The following is a 22,360-nucleotide window of genomic DNA, read 5'->3' on the forward strand; positions in this document are numbered from 1 at the left end:
CGGCCCGAACGGCCGCCTGCCCCGATGCCGGCCGCGGCCGACGGGCGAGCGCCCCTGCGCCCGGCACAAGGCCCGGCACCGCGATTACTCATAGTCGCAGTTCGGCCTTGCATCAAGTTGCAAATGGTATACAATCATACGAAATTGAGGTTGCGCCCCGGCGCGATTTCGGATCAGCACCCCGATCAGCAACCAAGGGAGGAGACCCGATATGACGATTGCTCCACGATCAGGGCACGGTGCCTTGCTGCGCGCGGCGGCCATTGCGGTCGGCGTCGCGTTCGCTGCGGCGCCTCTGGCCGCGCAGGCCCAGACGATGGGCGGCGACTTCGTTCTCGCCCAGAGCGCCAACCCGCCAAGCCTCGACGCGATGACCTCGTCGTCGGAGAGCGCGCGCAACATCAACATGAACATTTACGAATCGCTGGTCACGATCGACGAGAACGTCACGCCGATCCCGATGCTCGCCGAGCGCATCGAGACCTCCGAGGACGGGCTGAGCTATGTCTTTCCGCTGCGCCAGGGCGTGAAGTTCCACAATGGCGACGAGATGATGGCGAGCGACGTGAAGGCCTCGCTCGAACGCTACCGCGAGGTCGGCGCCACGCGCGGCATGCTCGACAAGGTCAAGGAGATCGAGATCACCGGCGACTACGAGGTCACGTTCCACATGAGCGAGCCGACGCCGACCTTCATCGAGGGTTTCGCCTCGCCGCGCGCGCCCGCCGTGATCATCCCGGAGGAAGAGGCGGCCAAGCCGGCCAACGAGATCGAGTTCATCGGGACCGGCCCCTACAAATTCGTCGAGTTCGTGCCCGACAGCCACGTCACGCTTGCACGCTTCGACGAGTATTCGGCGCGTCAGGATCATGACGGACCGACCGGATTCGGCGGCAAGAAGACGCCCTATGTCGACACGGCCACCTACCGCATCATCCCCGAGGCCGGCGCGCGGATCGCAGCGCTGGAGGCGGGCGAGGTGCAGTGGGCCGACCAGATCCCGGTGCCCGCCGCCAAGCGCATGATGGACGACCCGGAACTGACGGTGTTCGAAGCGCGCCAATGGGCATTCCTGACACTGATCATGAACTGGCAACTGCCGCCGACCGACAATGTCGACTTTCGCCGTGCGGTGCTGCACGCCATCGATCGCGAAGAGGTCATGGCGATCGCCACCGAGGGCTTTTACGACCTCAACCATGGCTGGCAGTATCCGGGCCGGACCTATTTTGCCGGCGATATCGGCGCTGACATCTACGAGGCGCCCGACCTCGAAAAGGCCAGGGAGTACCTGGACCGGAGCGGCTATGACGGGCAGGAATTCCTGATCCTGACCGATCCCAACTATGGCGAGCACAGCCGCGCTGCGGTCGTCATTGCCGATCAGGTTTCGGACATCGGCATCAATGCCGTGGTCAAGCAGCTCGACTGGGCCACCGTGCTGAAGATCCGCCTGACCGACGAGGGCTGGAACGGCTGGACCCTGATGCAGGGGCTCGAGCCGTTCCTGGGACCGTATGGCATCGCCGCCAAGATGACCGGCGACCAGCCGCATCAGCGCGCAACCCATCCCGAGATCGATCAGGCCTATGACGACCTGATCACCGGGGCGACCGTCGAGGAACGCCAGGCCGCCTTTGCCGAACTGCAGTCGCTGATCTACGACCTGGTCCCGCAGATCAAGATCGGCGATGTCGGGCGCATGCAGGCCGGCTCGGCCAGCCTGAAGGGCTTCAAGCCGTTCCGCGCCCCGCGCGTGCACGACATCTGGTTCGAGTAACACCTCCCGCAAGAACCAGAGGCGGCGGCGGGCACCGGTTCCGCCGCCGCTCTTGCAAGCCGGTCCCGAAACCCGGCATCCTCTGCGCTTCAGTCGTGTCAACCGGATCAACCCATGCGATCGGTCATTGTCCCAAGGGTCCTGTCGGCGATTCCGGTCCTGTTCGTCGTCTCCGTCGTCACCTTCCTTCTGATGTGGCTGGTGCCCGGCGACGTCGCCTCGCAGATCGCAGGCCCCGACGCCTCGGCCGCCGAACTGGCCGCCATCCGCGAGCGGCTCGGCCTCGACCGGTCGATCTTCGAGCAGGCGCTGATCTGGTACGGCAACCTCTTCAAGGGTGACCTCGGCCAGTCCTACGTGCTCAACCGGTCCGTGGTCGACGCCGTCATCGAGCGCCTGCCGGTGACGCTCTCGCTGACCTTCCTGGCTCTCGTGCTGGCGATCGTCTTCGGCTTCGTGCTAGGCGTCGTGGCCGCGGCCAACCACAACAGCTGGATCGACCAGCTGACCATGACCGGCGCGCTGATCGGCCTGTCACTGCCCGATTTCTGGTTCGGTCTGGTCCTGATCTTCTTCTTTGCCGTCGAGCTGGGCTGGTTTCCGACCGGCGGCTACGTGCCGCTCGCCGAAGACCCGATCGGCTGGCTGAACGCGATGACCCTGCCCGCCATGACGCTGGCGCTCACGCAGATGGGCGTGATCGCGCGCATGGTGCGCTCGTCCATGCTCGAACAGCTCGGCCAGGACTATGTGCGCACCGCGCGCGCCAAGGGCATGCCGGGGCATGTCGTCCTGTTCAAGCACGCGCTGCGCAATGCGCTGATCCCGGTCGTCACGCTGATCGGCATCATGACCGGCCTGCTGCTCGGCGGCGCCGTCGTCATCGAGGTGGTCTACTCGCTGCCCGGCGTCGGCCGGCTGATCATCGGCGCCATCCAGAACCGCGACTACCCGATCGTCCAGGGCGGGCTGCTGCTGACCGCGGCGATCTTCGTGTTCGTCAACATCGCCGTCGACATCCTGTACACCTTCATCGATCCCAGGGTCCGCCATGGCAAGCAATGACGTCGATTCCGTGCCCGGGACCTTCGCGCCCGCCCTGCGCGAACTGGGCATGCAGTTGCGCAAGCTCGGCGCACACCGTTCGATCCAGATCGGCGGCATCCTGTTCGGCGCGATCGTGCTGGTGGCGATCTTCGCCGACCTGATCGCGCCGTTCGATCCCAACGAGAACAACTACCGCGCCATGCTGGCCGCGCCGGGCGACGCGCACCTGCTCGGTACCGACGCCTTCGGCCGCGACATCCTCAGCCGGGTCATCCACGGCACGCGACTGTCGCTGGTGGTCGGCATCATCGTGGTGATCGCCACCGGCGTGCTGGGCACGATCATCGGCGTCCTGACCGGCTATGTGCGCTGGCTGGATTCGCCCCTGATGCGCGTCATGGACGGACTGATGGCGTTTCCCGGCGTGCTGCTGGCGATCGCGCTCGCCGCGGCCCTGGGCCCTTCGGTGGTCAACGCCGCCATCGCGCTGACGATCACCTTCATGCCGCGCACCGCGCGCATCGTGCGCGGCTCGGTGCTGGTGGTGCGCGAGATGCCCTATGTGGAAGCCGCCCGCGCCTGCGGTGCCCATGACCGGCGCATCGTCCTGCGCCACATCCTGCCCAACGCCATGCCACCGCTGATCGTCCAGCTCACCTTCGTCTTCTCCGTGGCAATCCTGGCCGAAGCCGTGCTCAGCTTCATGGGCGTCGGCCCGCCGCCGCCGACGCCCAGCCTCGGCAACATCATCGCCGAGGGCCGGTCCTATATCCGCGAGGCGCCGTGGATCGCGCTGGCGCCCGGTGTCGCCATCGCCATTTCCGTGCTCGGCCTGAACATCATCGGCGACGGCCTGCGCGACAGTCTCGATCCGCGCCTGCGCAATCTGTGAACTCAGCCGAAGTGCTCGACGGCGACCTCGAAAGGCGTGTCCGGGTCGAGCGGGTAGATCGGCCGCGCGCAGACGGTATGGCCCAGCGTCTGGACGCGCGCGCTGGTCGCCCCGATCGCATCGACCGACACGGTCCGGGCCGCCCAGTCGTCGTAGAACTGCCGCTGGCAGTGCGGCGACTTGACGATATTGACATCGAACCGGTGCGGATCCTCGCCATGGCCGAAAAAAAGCGACCGGTCGAAGAGCTGGACGGGCCGGCTGGTGGCGATGATCGTGAAGGGTCCGGCGCGCAGCTTGGCGCAGCGGCCCGCCTGCTCCATCGTGCCCCAGGTCTCCATCGGGTAGCGCCCGTCCGACAGCATGGCCACCTCGGCCTCGATCTCGAGCGCGGCAAAGCGCGGATCGCACGTCCCGCCAAGCCGGAACGTCGCGCGTCCGCCGACGCCTGTCGCGAAGGCCCGCTCGACCGCCGGCCGATCGACGACCGGCGCCAGGACGCTGGCCGAAATGCCGGCGGCGTGCAGCGCGCGCAGGATCTCGACGCTGTCGCCCGAAGCGCCGGAACTGGGCGCGTCTGCCGCATCCTTGAGCACGAGAGGGAAGGTCCGCGAGCGGGCCAGTTCCACGGCCGCATCGAGCGAGACCAGATCGGCCTGCATGCGGGCCCGCTCGTCGAAGAAGCCGTCCGCGACCGCCCGCGCCGCCGCCTCGGCCGCTTGCGCATCGCCCCTTGTGACGGCGATGGCCTGCGAGCACAGTTCGGCCACGTCGGTGAACGGGTTGCCGATCATCAGCGCGGTCGAGACGACGCCGTCCCTGCCCTCGAGCGCGGTGGCACGCGCCAGATAGCGTCCGTAAATGCCGGTCTCGGTGATGCATTCATCGCCGCGCACCAGAATCGGCATCCGGATGCGCGCTGCCGCCGGCCGCCACCCTTCGGCAAGCTGGCCGAGCAGCAGCCGGGCGGCCCGCGCGCCGGCATCGGCGAAATCGACATGCGGATAGGTCTTCAGGACCGCCACCGCCGGGCACACCGCCAGCATCCGCCCCGTCAGGATGCCGTGCAGGTCGAGCGACATGGCGAAGGCCGGCTCCGGCCCCACGATCGCGCGCACGGCGACGAGCACATCGCCCTCCGGATCGGTCTGGCCGAACGCCGCCATCGCCCCATGCATGAGGAACAGCACGCCATCGACGCCGCCCCGTGCCGCCTCGGCGACCGCGGCCAGCAATTCCTCGCGGATGCGCTGATAATCGTGTGCCGCCAGCGTCCCCGCACTGCAGGCGAGCGCGCTGTAGACCGGCACGATCTCGACGCCGCCGGCCTTTCCAAGCACGTCGAGCGCACCGCCGGCATAGGTGTCCGTGCCGGCAAAGGTGTCCAGCATGGCCGCGCCCTTCGTGACGGCGAAGTCCTCATAGGTGCTCGGCACGGGATTGAAGGTCGACACTTCCTGTTGCAGCGCGACGACGAGAATGCGGGCCATGGGATATCCTCAAGCGTTGGCGCGGGGCCTATCGTCGAGCCAGCTCTCGGCCGGATCGAGCGGGCGCACGAAATGAAGCGGCGGGCGGGTCCGGGCCGCCCACCGGTGCAGGATCGTCTTCTCCTGCTGCCGCCGGGCGACGATTGCCTCGATGGCGCGCGGGTCCCAATTGGCGAAGACGCGCGCCTCGAGGTCTTCGCGGATGCCGGCATGGGCCGGATCGCCGGCGAGATCGCGCCGCTCTGCCGGATCGTCTTCAAGATCAAAGAGCATGGACGGGTAGCCGTCGATGACGACAAGCTTGTAGCGGTCCGAGCGGATCATGCGCTGGCGCGTTGCCTCCGGGCCGGTCCAGGCGGCCGCCGTGTCGGTGACATATTCGCTGAACGTGACGTTCTCCCAGGGCGCCGCCGGATCGCGCGCGATTCCCAGCAGGCTGCGGCCGTGCGAGGCCGGCAGTCCGGGCGCCCCCGCTGCATCGATCAGCGTCGCGCCGATATCGATCAGGTTGACGACATGGCCGCGCCGCTCGTTGTGCGGCAGATGCCCCGGCCATGACACGATCAGCGGCACGCCGGCCGATTCCTCATAGAAGGTGTTCTTCCACCACAGGCCGCGCTCGCCGATCTGCTCGCCATGGTCGGAGGTGTAGACGATCAACGTGTTCTGGCGCAGGCCGTTGCGGTCGAGCGCGGCGAGCACCTGGCCGACCAGCGCATCGGTCCGTGCGACCAGCCCGTAATAGGCGGTGCGGGCGCGCAGCACATCGGCGGGCTCGAGCGTGGCGATACCGCAGGCCGCGCGCCATTTCGCCAGCCAGGGATGCTCGCGCGAAGGATCGGGCGGCGGATGCTCGGGCGGGCCGACCCTGCCGTCATAGGCATCGAAATCCTCGCCCCGCGCCACGAACGGGCAATGCGGCAGGGTGAAGCCGACCATCAGGCAGAACGGCTCGGCATCGCCGGCCCGGCGCCGCCGGCCGACGCCGTCGAGCCATTGCGCCGCATCGCGCGCCACCTCCTCGTCGGCGAGCTGATAGGCGGACTGGCCGCGCCCCGAGCGCTCGACGCTGACACGCGCCGGCCCCTGCGCGCCGGCCAGCACGCCCAGATCCTGCCGCGGCACGCCGGGCCAGTGCGGCCCGGGTTCGGCGCCGATCCGCTCGGCGAAACCGTGATGCTGATCGGGGCCGACCGCATGCATGCGTCCGACCAGCGTCGGCCGGTAGTCCGCCGCGCCGAGCGCGTGCATCCAGGTGGGCCGGTCCGTGCCCAGATGATCCTGCAGCGTCCAGCACTGCTGCTCGAACGGCCATTGCCCGGTGAAGGCCGACATGCGGCTCGGCACGCAGATCGGCGAGGGGCAATAGCCATTGTCGAAGACAACGCCCTGCCGCGCCAGCGCGTCCAGATGCGGCGTGGCGACGACCGTATCGCCATAGCACCCCGCCACCTTGCGGGCGTGCTGGTCGGACATGATGTAGACGATGTCGGGTCGGCGTTCGGTGCTCATCGCCATGCCCTCACAGGACCGCGCGGTAGATGGCGCGCGCATCGGCGAGCGTCATCGCGCGTGGATTGTTGACGAGCAGCCGCTCGACCTTCATGGCGTCCTCGGCGAGGCGGTCGAGATCGGCTTCGGTGACGCCGACCTCGCGCAGGCGCTGGGCCATCGGCATGCGCGCGACCAGCGCCGCGACGGCCTCGATGAAACGGGCGCCGTCGCAATTGCCGCCGGTGCCGGCCATGTCCAGGCAGGCGGCAAGCTCGCCATAGGCGGTCGCGGCGGCCGGGACGTTGAAGCGCAGAACCTCGGTGAGCACCAACGCGTTGCTCAGGCCGTGCGGGACGTGAAAATGCCCGCCCAGCGGATAGGCCAGCGCGTGCACCGCCGCCACCGGTGCGTTGGCGAACGCCATGCCTGCCATGTGCGCGCCGACCAGCATGGCCTGGCGCGCTGCGCGGCCGGGGTTTGCCGAAACCGCCTCGTCGATGTGCCCGGCGAGCAGGCGCAGCGCGCCGGTGGCGAGCGCGTCGCTGACCGGGTTCTTCCTGTGCCGGCTGGTATAGGCCTCGATGGCATGGACCATGGCATCGACGCCGGTCGCCGCGGTCACCGCCGGCGGCAGGCCCATGGTGAGTTCGGCGTCGAGCACGGCAAGGTCGGGAAAGAGCAGCGGCGAGACCACGCCCTTCTTCTCGCTGGCCGGCGTGGTGACGATGGCGATCGGGGTGACCTCCGAACCGGTGCCGGCCGTCGTCGGCACCTGGATCAGCGGCAGGCGCGGGCCCTGGGCGAGCCCGATCCCGAAGATGGCGTCGAGCGGCTGGTCGCGGCCGCACAGCAGCGCCACCAGCTTGGCCGTATCCATGGGGCTGCCGCCGCCCAGCCCGACCACGAGATCGGCGCCGAAGGCGCGAGCCGCCCGCACCGCCGCCTCGATGCCGGCCTGCGGCGGGTCGGCCTGCACCTCGGTCCAGGGCAGGCATGCCATGCCGGCGGCCTCGACGGCGCGCTGCGGCGCGTCGAGCAGGCCGGCGCCGGCCACGCCCCGGTCGCTGACCAGCATGACGCGCCGCGCGCCCGCCCGCGCGCAATGCTCGCCCAGCCGCGCGGCCTCGCCGAAAGCGCACACCGTGCGCGGCGTGGTGGCAAAATCGAAATCGCCCAAAACGGGACCACCCATGCGCGCCTTCTCCCTTCGGACGCTCAGTGCGCCGGCCGGTCCGGGGCGAAATCCTCCATGACGACGCAGACGGCATCGCCCCGCCTCACCCGCCCCGGCCCGGCACCGCACCAGATGACGCCCGAGCGTGCATAGGTGATCGCGATGGGCGGCGTGTCGACATCCTCGATGACGTGCAGATAGCCGGCCACCGCGCCTTCCTCCACCGTCTCGCCGGCATAATGGGTCGGCTCGAACAGGCCGTCGCGCGGCGCGAAGTGAAAGGCATCGCGCTCGCGCACCATCATGTGCCGCGTGCCGAACGTGCCATCGGCCTGCGCGAGGTCGGGCTCGCCCTCGATCACGCCGAAATGCTTGAGGATGTTGTCGATGCCGCGCGCGGCGATGCGCACGCCCTCGATGTTCACCCGGCCCCAGCCGCCCAGCTCCGTGCCCAGCGAGACGATCCCGCGCCGCTCCACGCAGGAGGTGAAGGTGGCGCCCTCGTCGACCCCGGCAAAGACGACATTGTAGGGTGCGCCGAACGCCGCCGCGGCTGCGAGTGTCTTGTCCCGCATGGCCGCGTCGGGCAGGTCGTGCATGTTGGTCGACAACGCGCAGTCGGCCGAGTGGCCGGTCGTGTGCAGATCGACCGAGACATCGGCATGGGGCAGGACGACCGAATCCATGAAGTGCGCAAGCATGCGCGTGAACGTCCCGCGCGCATCGCCCGGAAAGCAGCGATTGATGTCGAGCCCGTCGATCGGCGACAGCCGCCGGTCGGCAAGGACGGCGGGAATGTTGACCGCCGGCATCATGATGATGCGTCCCTGGATGCGGTCCACATCGAGCGTCTGCGCCAGACGCGATATGGCGATCTGACCCTCATATTCGTCACCATGCACGCCGCCGGTCAGCAGCACCGTCGGTCCTTCGCCATTGGCAAGGCAGTAGATCGGAATCTCGATCGTGCCCCAGCCGGAATTGTCGCGCGAATGCGGTGCGCGCAGATAGCCCGCCTGCCGGCCCTGCCTGCCGAAATCGATCGGACAATGGATGCGGCTGGCAGCGGATGCGGCGGACACTGCTTCTCCTCCCGTGAGCGGTCGCGACGAGAGCGGGCGGACTGGGCACGCCCGCACCCGATTTCGTATAATTGTATACTAAATGTCGGTTGTCAACCGCGTCCGGATCGATGCCGCGGAACCGGCCGAACCGGACCGCTAGCAGGCCAGCTTCACCGGCCAGCGCGCTTCGGTGATGATCCAGTCGGTGCCCTGCGGCCGCATGACGAAGCTCACCAGGCAACTCTCGGTGGAGGCCACGATGCCCCGCTTCGGCATGTTGTAGCGGACGATGCCCCGGTCGCGCAGATAGTGGACGACGCGTTCGCCCCTGTCATTGGTGATATCGGAAACCGGCTCGCCCCAGGCGATGCGCAGTTCCGAATAGGTCTTGCTGACGAAGGGCTTTGACTGCTGCGCGACGCAGCCCGACACGACCAGCAAAGTCAAAAGCATCGGCAGCCGCATCGTTCCCCGCACCGGTTGTTGGCGGCAATGCCCCCGAAAGCGGGCACGGCCGTCGGCGACCATGGGTCGTTCTAGCGCGCCGAGCTTGCGCCGAGCCGGTGCCCGTTGGCCCGCCATTGGCCGACAGGACCTGACGCCGCCGAGAAACCGGCAACGGCGCATCGGTGCCATGGTCTCTGGCGCGCACGGGCAAAAATGTGCGAAAAGACGGTGAGCTTGGATCAGGTCATCAGCATTGGGCGGAACGAAGCCATGAATCGCAGTTTCTTCTATGGGGCGGCCGCGGCCGCCGGCGTGGTGATGTTGATCCCGGGCGTCGCCGTGGCTCTTGGCCGGGCCGGCCAGCCGCTGGCGCGGGCCACCGCGCGAACCGGCGCCGTCGCCGTCCGGGAGTTCCGCAAGGCAGCGGCCGAGGTCTATGAGCACATGGAGGATCTGGCGGCCGAATTCGAGGCCGAGGTCGCGCGACCGCCCGAGGACGCCGAGCCCGCCGCCGAGCGCGATATCCATGTTGCGGAGGCGGAGGCAGCGAGCGGCGATGACTGACCATGGCGGGGATGGCCGCGCCGACCCGGTCCGCGTGGTGCCCGTCCATTCGATGGCGGGCCGGCTGCGCCTGAAGATGCTCGAGCGCCCCTCGCAGGCCGACGCGGAGGCGCTGGCAGACAGGCTTTCGGCGCTCGGCGGCATCGGCAAGGTGACCGTGCGCCCTCGCACCGGCAGCATCATCGTCGGGTTTGAAGGGCCGGCCGAACCGATGCTCGCCCGCCTCAAGGAGGCCGGGCTGGTCCGCCTGGTCAAGCCGCCAAAGTCGCCCCCTGTCAAGCCCTTGCTGCAGATGGGTATGCTCAAGCTCGACATGGACATCCGCCGGCGCACCGACGATGTCCTGGACTTTCACACCGCAGTGGCGCTGCTTCTGCTCGCGGCCGCGCTCTTCCAGATCACGCAGGGCCGGCTGGTGGGCCCGGCCTCGACCCTGCTGATGTCGGCGCTCGCGCTCATGGAGCGGCAGCGCTAGAGACTTGGCCCCAGGGTCCGCCGAATGTCACCGCGCGGGCCGGGCCGCGTGCCGATACACAATGGAGGCTAGCCCAGTGCGGCGGCGATGGCCGTAACGTCTTCCCATGGTGGAGCGAGTTCGTCGCGGCCCATGTGTCCGTAGACGGCCAGATCGCGGTAAAAACGCCCGTCGTGCCTGCCCGGCAGTTCCCAAAGCCCCATGCGCTCGGCGATCGCGCCCACGCGCAGATCGACCACTTCGCCCAGCCGCCTGCCGATCCTGCTTTCCTGACCCGCTCCGGACCCGAAGAAATCCAGTTCGACGCTCACCGGCCCCTCGTCGCCGATGACATAGGACAACTGCACCTCGCACTCGCTGGCCAGTCCGGCGACCACCACGGCGCGGGCCATCTGGCGAGCGGCATAGGCGGCCGTCCGGTCGATGCGCGCGGGCGCCTTGCCGCTGAGCGCCGCAGCGCTGTGCCGGACGAAGCCGCCATAGGTGTCGTCGGCGTTCTTGCGGCCGGTCAGGCCAGAATGCGCGCTCGGCCCGCCCTCGTCGGCGATGACGGCAAACACGCGCCGTGTCATCGGATCCGGCACGACCGGGGCCGATCGGAAGGCCGGATCGATGACCTCGCTGGCCAGATCGTGCTCGATCTGGTCTTGCGGCATGGCCTGCCGCGTGGCGCCGCTGATCGCGATCGCCCGGATGGCCACCGGCCGGCGCTCGCGCATCTCGACCGCCACCTGCGCCTGCGCGTCCGGCTGCAGCCAGGCGATGCGTCCCTGGCGCCGCGCGGCGTCCAGGGCCTGGCTGAGCCTGTGCGCCGCCCATATCGGATAGGGCATCAGGTCCGGGGTGTGCTGACAGGCATAGCCGAACGAGGTCGTCAGGTGGGTGGCGAGGCCGTTGCGATGGGCCCCGCGATCGGCGGGCGGAAAGGAAAGATCGAGCATCACGGTGGGGCTGGCCTTGCCGCGAAACGAGGCATAGCCGGCGCTTTCGGCGACGCGGCGGGCCAGAGCGGCCGGATCGAAGGGCGCCTCCTGCTCGGCGCGAATGGACAGAAAGACGATGCCTGTCGCAATGGCGCATTCGGCGGTGACCGGCGTCCTTGTGCCATGCGCCAGATAGGCGTCGATGACCGCATCGCTGATCTGGTCGCACAGCTTGTCGGGATGGCCGGCGGTCACCGATTCCGATGTCATGACGAAATTGCGCATCAGTCCTGCTCGCGTGTTGGTATACCGCGTTCGATGCCGCGGCCTGCAAAGATGGTGGCTGCCGGTGCGATACCGGCAAGCAAGGCGATCATGGCATCGGTCCGGGTCAGCGGCGCCACGCCAAGCAGCCTGCGCAAGCCCGGAAAGCCGAACGGGGCGACCGCCAGGCCGAGCGAGCCCAGCATGGCCGCATCGAGCGCCGGATTGGCCAGCAATTGCGACATTCTGAGCTTGCGCAGGTCCTGGCGCTGCGAAATGAAGGCGAACAGCAACTGGCCGACCGACAGCGACAAGAAGGTCATCGCGCGCGTCCTCGGCCCCGGCCCGTAACGGCCAAGACCGACGAAGTGCGCGCCGAGCGCGGCCGCTGCGATGATCGACGCATCGGTCGTCATGCGCCGGAATTGCCGCGGCGCGATGATCGGCTCTTCGGCCGCTCTTGGCGGCCGCAGCATTGCGTCCTCGCTCGGCGGTGCCAGTGCCAGGCCCAGGCCCGGCAGGATGTCGGTGGCAAGATTGATCCACAACAGCTCCATGGGCGTTTCCAGTTCGCCCGGCCCGTGCAGCGCTTCGACCAGACCGACCATGATCTCGGACATGTTGGTGGTGATCAGGAAATTGAGCGCCCGGCGGATATTGGCATAGACCGTCCGGCCTTCCGAAATGGCGTCGACGAGCGTTTCGAGCTTGTCATCGCGGATGACGACATTGGCCACCTCGCGGGCAAGGTCGGCGCCGCTCGCGCCCATCGCGATGCCGATGTCCGACGCCTTCAGCGCCGGGCCGTCATTGACGCCGTCGCCGGTCATGCCGACCACCCGGCCGCCTGTCTGCAGCGCCTTGACGATGGCGAGCTTGTCATGGGCGCTGGCGCGGGCGAACACGTCCGTGCGTGCGACAAGCTCGGCCTGCAGTTCGGGCGCAAGGCCGGCCAGTTCGGTGGAATCGATGACACGGATCGTCCCGTCGCGCCCCAGGCCAAGGTCGCGGGCGATGGCACTGGCGGTCGCCGCCTGATCGCCGGTGATCATGACCGTGTCGATGCCGGCATCGCGCAGCGATGAAACGAAGGTCTGCGCGCCGGGGCGAAGCGGATCGACCATGCCGACCAGCCCCAGCCATGTCAGACGATCGGGCAGTTCGCCGGCGCGTCCGTCACAGCCCTGCGCAAAGCCGAGCACGCGCGCGGGTCGGGCGGCGATGGCATCGTTGCGCTCGAGGATGCGTTCCCGATCGGCCTCGGTGAGCGGCCGCGCGCCCGTGCCGACCCCGACATCGGTGCACAGGCGCAGGACGGCGTCGGGCGCGCCCTTGACGAACACGCTCGGCTCGCCGCCGGCGTGAAAGGTGGCCATCCACGGTCGATCGACGCCGCGCTCCATGGTCGAAAGGCGCGGCCGGTCGGCCCGGATCCGGTCGACATCGGCGCCCTGTCCCCGCGCGAAGTCGATCAGCGTGCGCTCGGTCGCAGACGAGCCCTGCACGTGCTCGCCATTGCTGGCCGCATCGTTGTTCAATGCCGCAGCGCGCACCAGCGGCGAAAGCGCCCCTCGGTCGTCGAGCGGCACATCGCCAACGCCCGCAACGGCGGCGACGACCGTCATGCGGTTGATGGTCATCGTGCCGGTCTTGTCGACACACACGGTCTGCAGCGCGCCAAGGCTCTGAACCGCCGGGATCTGCCGGATCAGCATGCCCTTGCGCTGCATGCGCCCAAGACCCAGCGCCATGGTCGTGGTCGCGACGACCGGCATGCCTTCGGGCACGGCGGCCACGGCCAGCGCGAGCGCGTCGCGCAGCATCGCGACGAGCCGACGTCCGCGCAACACCCCGATGCCGAAGTAGAGCCCGCAGGCGCCGACGGCGATCTTGGCGAGCGTGCGCGCCAACGCGTCGAGTTCTCCCTCGAGCGGGGCCTGTGGCCGCACGGTCGACTGGCTGACCAGCGCGATCCGCGCGGCCTGGGTGCGCGCGCCTGTGGCAACGACGACTGCGCGCCCCCAGCCTTCGGCGACGATGGTGCCGGCATGCAGCATGGTCGGCCTTGCAACGATCGGCGCGGCGTCCTCGAGCCCCGCGCCATGCCCCTTGGTGACGGGAAAGGTCTCGCCGGTCAGGGTCGATTCATCGATCCTGAGCGTGCGGTCCGCCACCAGGCGGGCGTCGGCGGTCACCTGCTCGCCGGCACGCACCTCGATGACATCGCCGCGCACCAGGCCCGAAGAGGCGATGCGCCGGACGTTGCCATCGCGCTTGACGGTCACCTTGAGGGTGGAATCGTCGACCAGGGCCTGGATCGCACGCTCGGCCTGGCCTTCGGTCACATAGCCAAGAAGCGCGTTGACGGCGACCACGCCCATCGTGGCCACCGAATCGCCGACCCCGCCGGTCGCCGCCGACACCACCGCGGAGACGGTCAGCATGCCGACCGGCAGGGTGTTGACCTGCTTGAAGGCGAGCGCAAGCGCCGACGTGCCGCGCTGGCGCGGCAAGGCGTTGGGACCATCGCGGCGCAGCCGGCCCCTCGCATCGCCTGACCCGAGCCCATGCTCGAGGGACGTGTCCAGCAGCGTGGCGACGCGCTCGGGGGACTGGCTGTGCCAGGCGACGGTATCGGGATCGGCAATGCGCGCTCCGGCCGGCGCCCGGTCCGCCCCGGCCTGCCGGGGCGGTTTGCCCCAGAGGGCCTCGGCAAGCGCCTGGCGCAGCAGGTCCACCATCGTGCCTGCATCGAGCCGAGCGGGATAGTTGAGGAGCACGCTGCCCGTGGTGGTGCTCACCGAGACCCGTTCGATATCGAGCCGGGCCGCAAGGTGCGTGCGCACCGCCTCGGCCCGATCCGGCCTGCCGATCAGCGAAGGCACGCGCACGCGCAGACGCCCTGGAACGCGGGCATGAACGACGGATAGGCGCGTGCGGTCTTCGGGCACCAGACCTCCAGGCGGCGCGCGCACCCCGGCGCGTGACGCGGGGCGGGCCATGCATGCTTAGCACGGCGGCAAAAGGCCGGATTGACGCACATCAAGGCGGCGAGCGGCCGTCGATCTAGGGTCTGTGCGTCGGCCGCCCGTCGGGACGCATGCGTGCGGGCGGATCCGCCATTTCTCCGCTTTCAAGGAGGCACGCAAATGGCCAGGAAGAAGACCCAGAGTGAAGCCGAAACCGAAATGCCCTCCGAGCCGGTGCTCAGCGAGCAGCGCTCGCGCATCGAGGCCGTTCGGCGGGAAGTCGACCGCCTGTTCGACGCGATCAACCCCACCGATTGGCGCCTGCCGGTGATCGGATCGGGCGGCGTCGAAGTCCGCCAGCCAAGGCGGCCGGACTGGCAGGTGGCGCCGGCCGTCAATTTCAAGGAGACGGACACCGGCTATGTCGTCAGCGCCGAACTCGCCGGGATGACCGAGGCGGACGTCGAGGTCAAGATCGCGAACGGCGTGTTGACGATGAAGGGCGAAAAGCGCGACGAGCACGAGGAGTCCGAGCCCGAATATCACCTTTCCGAGCGGCGTTTCGGACGCTTCCAGCGCTCGTTCCGCGTGCCCGAAGGGGTCGATGAGGACACCATCACCGCCAAGATGTCGCACGGCATGCTGACGATCACGCTGCCCAAGACAAGGGAAGCGAGGGAAAAGGAAAAGAAGATCAAGGTCGCCAAGGCCTGATCGAGGCGCCCGGCATCGCGGCGGTCGCCGGCGTCTGGCAAGGCGCGGCAAGATGCCGGCAAGGGCGGCGGCGCCCGCTTGACGCAAGTCAACGCCGCCTGCGCCGCGCCATGCCATGAATGCGCATGCCATGGTGAGCGGAGGACCGGCGCGATGCCCCCCGGACAGCCACGACGACCCGATTCGGGACCACCCCGATCGGGACCACCGCAAAAGGGCCCCGGCGATCGCGACGGCGTGTGGATGCTGCTGCTCTGGGCCGTTGTCCTGGGCGCCTTGTTCTTCGCATCGACCCTGGTCGACACGAGCCAGCCCTCCCGGGAGCGTTCCTACACGGACGTCAAGCAGCTGATCTCCACCGGCGAAGTGACCGAGGCCCTGCTCGAAGAGCACGCCATCACGGTGACCGTGGGCGATCCGGGATCGACCGTGGCCCGCCGCTACCGCGCCGTGACGCCGGCGCAGGGCGATCCGGAGCTCCTGCCGCTTCTGCAGGAGCACAATGTAGAGATCACGGCCCGCGAACCGCAGGGCATGTCCGTGTTCACCTTCATCCTGCCCTGGGTGGTGATCCTGGCGCTGTATCTGTGGATGCAGCGGCGCATGCTCGGCGGCATGGGCGGCATGGGCGGCGCGGATGCGCGCGGCTTGGGCGGCCTGTTCACGGGCCGCTTCTCAAAGCCCAGCGATCTGAAGACCAACGTCACCTTCGACGATGTCGCAGGTCAGGACCAGGCCAAGCGCGAGGTCGCCGAACTGGTCGAGTTCCTGCGCGAACCCGAACGGTTCCGGCGCGTCGGCGCGGAAGTGCCGCATGGGGTCCTGCTGGTCGGCCCGCCGGGCACCGGCAAGACGCTGCTCGCAAAGGCGCTGGCGGGCGAGGCGGATGTGCCGTTCTTTTCGACGTCGGGCTCGGAGTTCATCGAGGTGTTCGTGGGCGTGGGCGCGGGCCGGGTGCGCCGCATGTTCGAAGCCGCGCGCAAGGCGGCGCCGGCCATCATCTTCATCGACGAGCTCGATTCCATCGGCCGCCGGCGCGGCACGGGGCTTGGCGGGGGCCATGACGAGCGCGAGCAGACGCTCAACCAGATCCTGGCCGAGCTGGACGGGTTCGGCGGCAAGGAGGCCGTGGTCGTGCTGGCGGCGACAAATCGGCCCGACGTGCTCGATCCGGCGCTGCTGCGCCCCGGCCGGTTCGACCGCCACGTCACGCTCAACCTGCCCGACAAGGCGGCGCGGCGGGCGATCCTGGACATCCATGCCAGCAAACTGCCCGTTGCGAACGTGGCCGATCTGGACATGATCGCCGAGGGCACGCCCGGCTTTTCGGGCGCGGACCTGAAGAACCTGCTCAACGAGGCCGCCATCGGCGCGGCGCGGCGGCACAGCACGATCATCACCGGGGACGATCTGTCGGAGGCGCGCGACAAGGTGATGATGGGCACGGTGCGCACCCTTGCCATCCAGCCCGAGGAAAAACACCGGCTGGCCGTCCACGAGGCCGGGCACACGGCGGTCGCCTACTTCACGCCGCAGGCCGATCCGCTCTACAAGGTGACGATCATTCCGCGCGGACGCGCGCTTGGCGGCACGCACATGCTGTCACGGGAAGAACGGCACACCCTGCCCGAGGACTTCCTGCGCGGCCAGCTGGTCGTGCTTCTGGCCGGGCGCGCCGCCGAGGATCTTCTGCTCGGCTCGGTCAGTTCGGGCGCCGACGACGACATCAAGCGGGCGACCGAACTGGCCCGCTCGATGATCTCGCGCTGGGGCATGAACGATGAGCTCGGGCCCGTCGATCTGCGCCAGCACGAGGATCATCCGTTCCTGGGCCAATCGATGGCCCAGCCGCGCGAACATGCCGATGCGACCGCGGCGAAGGTGGATCATGCGGTGATGGAGCTGCTCAAGAGCGCCGAAGACCAGGCCAGGCACATCCTGACCACCCATCGCAAGGCGGTGGAGTATCTGGTGCAGGAACTGCAGCTCAGGGAAGTGCTCGATTTCGACGAGATCCGGCGCTGCCTCGACACCGAAGGCAAGGTGCAACCGCTCGAGCGCCGCCACGAGCGGAACCGGCGCAATCCCGAAGCGCGCTGAGCGGGCGGGCGCTGGCGTCGAGCGCGCTGAGCGGGCGGCGCCGACAAGCCTCGGCGAGCCCCCGGCGCGCGACCACGGAAATGCTCTGTCGGCCGTCCAGCGTTTCCTCGACGATCCGGAGCTTCACGGCAGGCGACCAGCGGCGTCGCCGGCCACCATCGGTGATGATTTCGATCTCGGACATAAGCACGTGCTCAGGCATAAAACTAAGCCTCCATGTTCATGCCTGACTGTCTGGTCGAAAAGGGGGCCGGTTCAGGGAGGGCGCGGCCGCGTGCCCGATGGCGGAGCCAGCAAGGCGAGCATGCGGTCGGCCATGGCCGTCGCCTCGACCTGGGCGTGCGTGGCATGGACGCCGGCGCGGCGAGATGGTCCGGTGCTTGGCCGGCCTGGCGGGGCTCGCGGCTTGCCATGCGCCATGTTCGCGCGAGGTTTTGCAAATGCCGGCCCCGGACTGCTAGGATGACGGTTGCCAAATCGCCTCAGATCCTGGAAAAGACGGACGCGGAGAGGTGGCCGAGTGGTCGAAGGCGCTCCCCTGCTAAGGGAGTATACCCCAAAAGGGTATCGAGGGTTCGAATCCCTTCCTCTCCGCCACTCTGGAACATAAGTGCGAACGTCGTTCGCCGCCGTTCCTACGCCATTCGCTGAAGCCACGACCCTCAGAAGCTCGTTTCGCGAGCCCATGATCCGAACCTCGCGCTCGGCGACCTCGACCCGCTGGGCCAGAGCCCGCAGATGATCCCGCCGAAATCCGCCGTCCTTTCCACGCATCCGGCGGCGGGCAACGGCCGCGAAACGGGCGATCTGGTCGGGCGTGACCGCCTGACCCGCGCTCTCGATCGCAGCACGCGCGCGTTCAGCGTCGATGCGCGCCTGATCGCGCGTCGCCTTCAGTTCCTCGATCCGCGTCCTGAGCGACGGATCGTCCAGATCGGCGACGCCGCTCTCGATGGCGTCGTAAAGGCGCTTCAGCCGCGCCTCTGCGGCGGCAGCGCGGTTGACCAGTTCCGCGGCATGCGCGCGCCGGCGTTCGTCTCGCTCCTCACGGCGGTCGAGATGGATGGCGAGCAGGTCGCGTAGCCGTTCGGGCTGAAGGAGCCGCTTCTCCAGATGCTCGGCCACCAGATGGTCTAGCCGGTCCATCTGGACCGTGCGACCCTTGCAGCCGGTCTTGCCCTGCCGCGCGGCGGTCGAGCAGGTGTAGTAGCGATAGTGCTTGGCCTTGCCCGACGTGCGCAGCGTCATCGCGCCGCCGCAGTCGGCGCAGAAGCAGATGCCGGTGAGCAGCGTCGGGCCGCTGACGGTCCGGCCCGGCACGACCATCGGGCTGCGCGACTTGAGTAGTTCCTGGACCGCGTCGAAGGTCTCGCGGTCGATCAGCGGCGGCACGGGTACGGTGACCGTCTCCGCCTGGGCCTTGGGCGTGCCGTCCTTGTAGTTCCTGCCCCATTGATGCTCGCCGATATAGGTGCGGCGCGTCAGGATTCGGTGCACCGTGCCGACGCCCCAGCGTCCGCCGGTGCGGGTGTAGAGCTTGCGGGCGTTGAGATAGGTGGCGATCGCCTTGACGCCCATACGCCCGCTCGTGCCGTCGCCTTCCAGCGCCAGCCTGAACATCAGCCGGACCGTGTCGGCATGCAGGGGATCGATCTCCAGCACCTTCTTGATCTTCGCCCCGCGCTTCTCGGCGTCGACGACGCGGTAGCCCACCGGCGGCAGCGAGCCGTTCCAGAAGCCCTGGCGGGCGTTTTCCTTCAGCGCCCGGAGCGTGTGCTTGGCGTTCTCCTTGGACTGGTACTCGTCGAACAGCGCCATGATCTGGCGCATCATGACGTGCATCGGGTCGTCGCCCAGCTCCTGCGTCATCGAAACGAGCCGGACGCCGTTCTTGGCGAGCTTGCGGACGTAGAACTCCAGCTCGAAATGGTCGCGGAAGAAGCGGCTGAAGGAGTGGACCACCACGACATCGAAGGCGGCGGGCTTTGCCGTGCCGGCCTCCATCATGCGCTGGAATTCCGGCCGCCGGTCATTGGTCGCCGAGGCTCCTGGCTCGATATACGTCTCGACGAGGTCGTATCCGCGCGTCGCGCAATAGGCTTCGCCCTGCCGGCGCTGGTCGGGGATCGAGACGTCGTGCTCCGCCTGCCGGGCCGTCGAGACGCGCAAATACAACGCCGCGCGAAGCTTCACGGCGGGTTGCGGCGCGGTCACGAGCGGCCCCCTGCGGCCTTGCGCTCCGTCCCGTCGATCAGCGGCAGGTCGAGCGAGACCCGGTCGTAGACGACTTTCGGCTTCAGGCGCCGGCCCTCGCCGGGCTGCATCTCGATCAGGCCGTAGTCGGCCATTTTCTTCAGCGTGCGCGACAGGTTCGACTTGGCCCGCCCGGTCATCTGCGCCAGCTCGTCGAGCGAACCCGGCGCGCGCTCGGCGATGGTGCGCAGGAGCTCGCGATTCCCGGCCGACAGGACCTGGGCGAAGGACTCGGTCGAGGTGAACCAGACCTTGGGGTCGTCCGGCCCTTGACGCTCCTCGCCGCGGGCGATCCGCATCGTCCGCGCCTTCATCGTCTCGTAATCTGCGATGCCGACCTTCAGCGTCGTCATGGGATCACTCCGCGCTCCTTCAGCACTGCGTCCACCAGCGTCCAGAAGTCGGCGAGCAGCGTCGCCGCATCCTGGTAGTCGTAGGGACGCACGGTCCGGAGCCGGTGCCGGTGATCCTGCGGCTCGCTGCGCTTGCGTCTGCCCACGGGGTGGGCGTTGTCGAAGCCGGCGAGCCGTCCGCCGTCGGGGCCGTGCAGGGTCAGCGCATAGTCGAGCCCGCGGGGCTTCTCCGGGCTGACCGGAACACGGCGGACGACGAACTTGACCCACTGCCCGCCCTGCGGGTCGACGACCAGCACCTGGCCGTCGAGATCGAGCAAGGCGTCGAGGCCCGGATCGCGCGTCTTTCTTGTCATGAGAGGTTATCTTTAGGTGATAACAAAGTCAAGCGCGATCCGGCCCCTCCGGCCCGAACAGCTCCTCGAGGATGTCGCCGAACCAGGCCTCGAAGACGTCCACCTCCTCGGGCGTCACCGGCACGTCCTCAGGCCAGTCATCGGTCACCCGCCAATCGGACAGATCGTCCGCGAGGGGACGGCCGCGCGGCTTCGGCTCCGGCAGGCGGCAGTAGTCGAGCAGATCTAACTTTGCCGATCGATCGGACCCGTGAACTCGGCGCTGGGTGGGTGCGGACGAGGACATGGGCCGAGCTTGCCGCACGAGCCAGAAATATTGAACGACGACGAACTCGGAGCAGTGCCACGGGCGGCAAAGACCGGCCCTCGACGGCGGTGTCCTTACCTCAGACAGCCGCGCTCGTTACCAAAGGGCCCACAGCGCAAGCGCGACCCCGGCAATGCTGGCGAGGCCCGCGCCTAATTGAAAGGTTCGGTTCTCCGCCATCCAGACCAGCGCCGTCCGCACCCTGCCGCCGTGCATTTCCCACCAGGTCGTGTTCGTCTTCAGATTGCGATCGTGCGCGCGGCCAGCGATATTGGCGATTACATCCACCTTGCGCAGCGTCGATTGGTGAAGCGCGGCGAAGTTGCGCTCTTCAAACGCCTTGGCCTCCCCTGCGCCGTTCAGGAAGTCGCGCGGAGCGATGTGATTCTTGGCGAGCAGCTTCTCCATCCTTGGATGGTCGATGTAACCGACGCCATAGATGTCGATCAGCATCCGGGACAGGTCGAACTTCTTATCATCCTCCACGAGATAGGCGGGCTCTTCGCCAAGCACGCGGAACCGGTGCTCTATGGCCTGAAAGCCGTAATTCACGTCCCTCATGTTCCAGTGCAGGTATTTCATGCCCCGGTGGCTGCCGAGATGACCAAAGAAAGCCGCGAGCATCTCTTTCTCAAGATCATCATAGTGCTGCTCTATTTGGTCAAACGGAATGCGCCGCCGCTCGGCCACCTGATGAATCGAGAATGAGATTGTCTGCGCCGAATCCAGCTTTCGCAGGGCTACCGATGTGATCCGGGGAGAACGACCTTCCACCCGGTCGTAGAAGCTCTCGCAGGAATAATGAATGATCCAGACATTCGCGGCATCGGCAAAGAGCCGGTCGAGCGTGGTAAAGGCGGCCCTCTGCCTTGCGGGATTGGGTGCTGTCATCACCGCCTCCGCTGTGCCAGAAAGGTGCACACAGCACAGGCCACACTGACGACAAGCTCCGCCTCTTCCGAGGATATCGCCTGCCCCTCGCGGATATGCCGCGCCCGCTCCGAGGCATAGCCCCAAAGCTTTTCGACCGCCGTATCCAGCGGCGGTACAAGCGCAAGGCGCGGCACAATACGCCCCAGGGTAAGGTTGGGCTCGCTGGTCACATCGCGCGCCGTGCATTCGAGCGCGGCTATGGAATGCTGGATCGCGCCGGTCACGTCGGGCGAGGGCCGCCGAGAAATGTCGGAAAGCGCCTCGTGGATTTCATTCGCTGCCGCGCTGCGCCCGGTCTGCGTCAGAACGGCTGCCGCCTCACGCGTCGTCTCAGCGAAGACTTCGGAACCCCGATAGACGATCCGGCCATCGGTCATCTGCCACCCGATGCCGTTCTCCCGGAAATACCCGTTTAGCCGGTCTTGAAAGATGTCGGCTCCATCCGAAGACTGCGCCGCGAACGCGGCTTGGATCGCCTCGGCGATGTCGTAAACCTTGAACCACGGGCAGTCCCCGATGAGCCCGTTCACCTCATCCCAGATGTTCGGGTATTCGGACCAGTTCGAGGGGTCGGGCCGGACCAGAAGGACCGCGCAGATTACCCTGCGCATCGCGCCGGGACTCATCCCCGCATCCTGCGCGATCAGCGGGATGGCGAAACGCAGCCCTTCCGGCGCATCCTCGCGGACGGCGATCTCATGCTCCGTTGCGCGATATCCGTGGCGATCTGAGAAACGTCCCTGCATTCCCTGCCCCGCGCC

The 22,360-nt window shown here is 68.1% G+C and carries 21 protein-coding genes, 1 tRNA gene and 1 pseudogene; 11 read left to right on the forward strand and 12 right to left on the reverse strand.

The genetic code is table 11. The annotated features are described in order from the left end of the window. The first annotated feature begins 211 nt into the window (after positions 1–211). From RBB34_RS10090 to RBB34_RS10100, 3 genes are all read left to right on the forward strand, one after another. Positions 212–1,780: an ABC transporter substrate-binding protein gene (locus RBB34_RS10090; RefSeq protein ID WP_306119094.1), complete on the forward strand. Its 1,569-nt coding sequence runs from the start codon at positions 212–214 to the stop codon at positions 1,778–1,780. 114 nt (positions 1,781–1,894) lie between these two features. After that, positions 1,895–2,845, forward strand: coding sequence for an ABC transporter permease (locus tag RBB34_RS10095; RefSeq protein WP_306119095.1), 951 nt, complete (start codon positions 1,895–1,897; stop codon positions 2,843–2,845). Then, entirely contained in the window at positions 2,832–3,719 is an 888-nt protein-coding gene (locus RBB34_RS10100; protein ID WP_306119096.1) for an ABC transporter permease, read from the forward strand. The genes RBB34_RS10095 and RBB34_RS10100 overlap by 14 nt, the downstream gene beginning before the upstream one ends. A gap of 2 nt (positions 3,720–3,721) precedes the next feature. Here RBB34_RS10100 and RBB34_RS10105 read toward each other — a convergent pair whose 3' ends face one another. The 5 genes from RBB34_RS10105 to RBB34_RS10125 form a co-directional block, all read right to left on the reverse strand. Continuing rightward, complete coding sequence (locus RBB34_RS10105; protein ID WP_306119097.1) at positions 3,722–5,209, reverse strand: M81 family metallopeptidase; 1,488 nt, start codon at positions 5,207–5,209, stop codon at positions 3,722–3,724. A 9-nt stretch (positions 5,210–5,218) separates the two neighbouring features. Beyond that, positions 5,219–6,721 carry a sulfatase-like hydrolase/transferase gene (locus tag RBB34_RS10110; RefSeq protein WP_306119098.1) on the reverse strand — a complete coding sequence of 501 codons (1,503 nt, stop codon included), beginning with the start codon at positions 6,719–6,721 and terminating at the stop codon, positions 5,219–5,221. Between the two features lie 10 nt (positions 6,722–6,731). Beyond that, a complete protein-coding gene (locus tag RBB34_RS10115; protein WP_306119099.1) occupies positions 6,732–7,895 on the reverse strand; it encodes an iron-containing alcohol dehydrogenase in 1,164 nt (387 codons plus the stop codon). A 23-nt stretch (positions 7,896–7,918) separates the two neighbouring features. Beyond that, positions 7,919–8,959, reverse strand: a complete 1,041-nt coding sequence (locus RBB34_RS10120) for a succinylglutamate desuccinylase/aspartoacylase family protein (protein WP_306119100.1) — start codon at positions 8,957–8,959, stop codon at positions 7,919–7,921. Between the two features lie 138 nt (positions 8,960–9,097). After that, positions 9,098–9,469, reverse strand: coding sequence for a hypothetical protein (locus tag RBB34_RS10125; RefSeq protein ID WP_306119101.1), 372 nt, complete (start codon positions 9,467–9,469; stop codon positions 9,098–9,100). A gap of 153 nt (positions 9,470–9,622) precedes the next feature. Between RBB34_RS10125 and RBB34_RS10130 the strand changes: the two genes are divergently transcribed. Further along, entirely contained in the window at positions 9,623–9,952 is a 330-nt protein-coding gene (locus tag RBB34_RS10130) for a DUF5132 domain-containing protein (protein ID WP_306119102.1), read from the forward strand. Then, a complete protein-coding gene (locus RBB34_RS10135) occupies positions 9,945–10,427 on the forward strand; it encodes an HMA2 domain-containing protein (RefSeq protein ID WP_306119103.1) in 483 nt (160 codons plus the stop codon). The genes RBB34_RS10130 and RBB34_RS10135 overlap by 8 nt, the downstream gene beginning before the upstream one ends. 68 nt (positions 10,428–10,495) lie before the next feature. Here RBB34_RS10135 and RBB34_RS10140 read toward each other — a convergent pair whose 3' ends face one another. Further along, positions 10,496–11,635 carry a methionine adenosyltransferase domain-containing protein gene (locus tag RBB34_RS10140; RefSeq protein ID WP_306119104.1) on the reverse strand — a complete coding sequence of 380 codons (1,140 nt, stop codon included), beginning with the start codon at positions 11,633–11,635 and terminating at the stop codon, positions 10,496–10,498. Continuing rightward, a complete protein-coding gene (locus RBB34_RS10145; RefSeq protein ID WP_306119105.1) occupies positions 11,635–14,565 on the reverse strand; it encodes an HAD-IC family P-type ATPase in 2,931 nt (976 codons plus the stop codon). The genes RBB34_RS10140 and RBB34_RS10145 overlap by 1 nt, the downstream gene beginning before the upstream one ends. A gap of 198 nt (positions 14,566–14,763) precedes the next feature. On the opposite strand from RBB34_RS10145, the gene RBB34_RS10150 reads away from it, so the two are divergent. Together RBB34_RS10150 and ftsH are read left to right on the forward strand one after the other, a co-directional pair. Continuing rightward, the gene (locus RBB34_RS10150) at positions 14,764–15,297 is read left to right on the forward strand and encodes an Hsp20/alpha crystallin family protein (RefSeq protein WP_306119106.1); all 534 of its coding nucleotides are present in this window, start codon (positions 14,764–14,766) and stop codon (positions 15,295–15,297) included. A 243-nt stretch (positions 15,298–15,540) separates the two neighbouring features. Continuing rightward, positions 15,541–17,397 carry an ATP-dependent zinc metalloprotease FtsH gene (gene ftsH / locus RBB34_RS10155; protein WP_306119107.1) on the forward strand — a complete coding sequence of 619 codons (1,857 nt, stop codon included), beginning with the start codon at positions 15,541–15,543 and terminating at the stop codon, positions 17,395–17,397. A 52-nt stretch (positions 17,398–17,449) separates the two neighbouring features. Here ftsH and RBB34_RS10160 read toward each other — a convergent pair. Then, positions 17,450–17,599: pseudogene (locus RBB34_RS10160) on the reverse strand (transposase); the annotation flags it as partial. A gap of 304 nt (positions 17,600–17,903) precedes the next feature. Here RBB34_RS10160 and RBB34_RS10165 point away from each other — a divergent pair. The 4 genes from RBB34_RS10165 to RBB34_RS10180 all read left to right on the forward strand — a co-directional run bounded on the left by RBB34_RS10165 (position 17,904) and on the right by RBB34_RS10180 (position 19,680). Then, positions 17,904–17,994 (forward strand) — tRNA-Ser (locus RBB34_RS10165). A gap of 141 nt (positions 17,995–18,135) precedes the next feature. After that, a complete protein-coding gene (locus RBB34_RS10170; RefSeq protein ID WP_306119108.1) occupies positions 18,136–18,480 on the forward strand; it encodes a hypothetical protein in 345 nt (114 codons plus the stop codon). Between the two features lie 136 nt (positions 18,481–18,616). Then, positions 18,617–18,838 (forward strand): hypothetical protein, encoded by a 222-nt coding sequence (locus RBB34_RS10175; protein ID WP_306119109.1) that lies wholly within the window; start codon positions 18,617–18,619, stop codon positions 18,836–18,838. Between the two features lie 197 nt (positions 18,839–19,035). Beyond that, complete coding sequence (locus RBB34_RS10180; RefSeq protein WP_306119110.1) at positions 19,036–19,680, forward strand: hypothetical protein; 645 nt, start codon at positions 19,036–19,038, stop codon at positions 19,678–19,680. Here the strand turns inward: RBB34_RS10180 and RBB34_RS10185 are convergent. From RBB34_RS10185 to RBB34_RS10205, 4 genes are all read right to left on the reverse strand, one after another. Beyond that, a complete protein-coding gene (locus RBB34_RS10185) occupies positions 19,608–20,003 on the reverse strand; it encodes a helix-turn-helix domain-containing protein (protein WP_306119111.1) in 396 nt (131 codons plus the stop codon). The two genes, RBB34_RS10180 and RBB34_RS10185, sit on opposite strands and share 73 nt — an antisense overlap. Further along, on the reverse strand, positions 20,000–20,359 hold the full coding sequence (locus tag RBB34_RS10190) for a DUF6516 family protein (RefSeq protein ID WP_306119112.1): 360 nt from the start codon (positions 20,357–20,359) through the stop codon (positions 20,000–20,002). Before RBB34_RS10190 ends, RBB34_RS10185 begins: the two co-directional genes overlap by 4 nt. Before the next feature lie 403 nt (positions 20,360–20,762). Next, complete coding sequence (locus RBB34_RS10200; RefSeq protein WP_306119114.1) at positions 20,763–21,557, reverse strand: hypothetical protein; 795 nt, start codon at positions 21,555–21,557, stop codon at positions 20,763–20,765. After that, positions 21,557–22,345 (reverse strand): hypothetical protein, encoded by a 789-nt coding sequence (locus tag RBB34_RS10205; RefSeq protein WP_306119115.1) that lies wholly within the window; start codon positions 22,343–22,345, stop codon positions 21,557–21,559. The genes RBB34_RS10200 and RBB34_RS10205 overlap by 1 nt, the downstream gene beginning before the upstream one ends. Positions 22,346–22,360: the final 15 nt, after the last annotated feature.

It is taken from the genome of Roseitalea sp. MMSF_3546 (genome assembly GCF_030732865.1).
Classification (GTDB): domain Bacteria; phylum Pseudomonadota; class Alphaproteobacteria; order Rhizobiales; family Rhizobiaceae; genus Roseitalea.

Bases quoted from the DNA above. Each gene is read 5' to 3' on its own strand.
- RBB34_RS10090 (WP_306119094.1), top strand. From the start codon at position 212: ATGACGATTGCTCCACGATCAGGGCACGGTGCCTTGCTGCGCGCGGCG.
- RBB34_RS10095 (WP_306119095.1), top strand. From the start codon at position 1,895: ATGCGATCGGTCATTGTCCCAAGGGTCCTGTCGGCGATTCCGGTCCTG.
- RBB34_RS10100 (WP_306119096.1), top strand. From the start codon at position 2,832: ATGGCAAGCAATGACGTCGATTCCGTGCCCGGGACCTTCGCGCCCGCC.
- RBB34_RS10105 (WP_306119097.1), bottom strand. From the start codon at position 5,209: ATGGCCCGCATTCTCGTCGTCGCGCTGCAACAGGAAGTGTCGACCTTC.
- RBB34_RS10110 (WP_306119098.1), bottom strand. From the start codon at position 6,721: ATGAGCACCGAACGCCGACCCGACATCGTCTACATCATGTCCGACCAG.
- RBB34_RS10115 (WP_306119099.1), bottom strand. From the start codon at position 7,895: ATGGGTGGTCCCGTTTTGGGCGATTTCGATTTTGCCACCACGCCGCGC.
- RBB34_RS10125 (WP_306119101.1), bottom strand. From the start codon at position 9,469: ATGGTCGCCGACGGCCGTGCCCGCTTTCGGGGGCATTGCCGCCAACAA.
- RBB34_RS10135 (WP_306119103.1), top strand. From the start codon at position 9,945: ATGACTGACCATGGCGGGGATGGCCGCGCCGACCCGGTCCGCGTGGTG.
- RBB34_RS10140 (WP_306119104.1), bottom strand. From the start codon at position 11,635: ATGCGCAATTTCGTCATGACATCGGAATCGGTGACCGCCGGCCATCCC.
- RBB34_RS10150 (WP_306119106.1), top strand. From the start codon at position 14,764: ATGGCCAGGAAGAAGACCCAGAGTGAAGCCGAAACCGAAATGCCCTCC.
- ftsH (WP_306119107.1), top strand. From the start codon at position 15,541: ATGCTGCTGCTCTGGGCCGTTGTCCTGGGCGCCTTGTTCTTCGCATCG.
- RBB34_RS10170 (WP_306119108.1), top strand. From the start codon at position 18,136: ATGATCCCGCCGAAATCCGCCGTCCTTTCCACGCATCCGGCGGCGGGC.
- RBB34_RS10180 (WP_306119110.1), top strand. From the start codon at position 19,036: ATGCAGGGGATCGATCTCCAGCACCTTCTTGATCTTCGCCCCGCGCTT.
- RBB34_RS10185 (WP_306119111.1), bottom strand. From the start codon at position 20,003: ATGACGACGCTGAAGGTCGGCATCGCAGATTACGAGACGATGAAGGCG.
- RBB34_RS10190 (WP_306119112.1), bottom strand. From the start codon at position 20,359: ATGACAAGAAAGACGCGCGATCCGGGCCTCGACGCCTTGCTCGATCTC.
- RBB34_RS10200 (WP_306119114.1), bottom strand. From the start codon at position 21,557: ATGACAGCACCCAATCCCGCAAGGCAGAGGGCCGCCTTTACCACGCTC.
- RBB34_RS10205 (WP_306119115.1), bottom strand. From the start codon at position 22,345: ATGCAGGGACGTTTCTCAGATCGCCACGGATATCGCGCAACGGAGCAT.